1 protein-coding gene is annotated in these 332 nt (G+C 47.3%); it reads left to right on the top strand.

All coding sequences use genetic code 11. The features are described 5' to 3' along the window. Window positions 1-86 precede the first annotated feature (86 nt). Window positions 87-221, top strand: a complete 135-nt coding sequence (locus tag FS736_RS25325; protein WP_260983695.1) for a hypothetical protein — start codon at window positions 87-89, stop codon at window positions 219-221. The last annotated feature ends 111 nt before the right edge of the window (window positions 222-332 follow it).

The raw sequence follows: 332 nt of genomic DNA, 5'->3' as shown, positions 1-332 counted from the left end.
ACGAGTATGGTTGCAACGTTCGGGCTGTGTTGCAGCCCGGGTGAGAACAGAAGAAAGAAGCAGATGAATTTGGGGTGGGGTTGGAATTGTTTGGGAAATTGGTTTATGGAATCGAGTATGAAGGAGGGGGAAGGGGAATGGAGTTGTTGAAGAGGGGAAGAGGGGGGATTTTGTTGGATATTGATGGCGTGGGTGAAGAGAAGGGAAATGTGATGGAGTAGATGGGGGAGGAGTTTAAATGGAATGAGGAGGAAAGGAAAGGTTATAGTTTGGAATTGGAAGATGGGGTGAGGGAGGGAGTGAGTGGGGTAAAATAAAGTATTGAAGGGTGA

Origin of the sequence: Cytobacillus oceanisediminis 2691, from assembly GCF_007678455.1 — a bacterium.
Lineage (GTDB): Bacteria > Bacillota > Bacilli > Bacillales > Cytobacillaceae > Mesobacillus > Mesobacillus oceanisediminis_A.
This window is presented reverse-complemented; position numbering and strand designations above follow the sequence as displayed.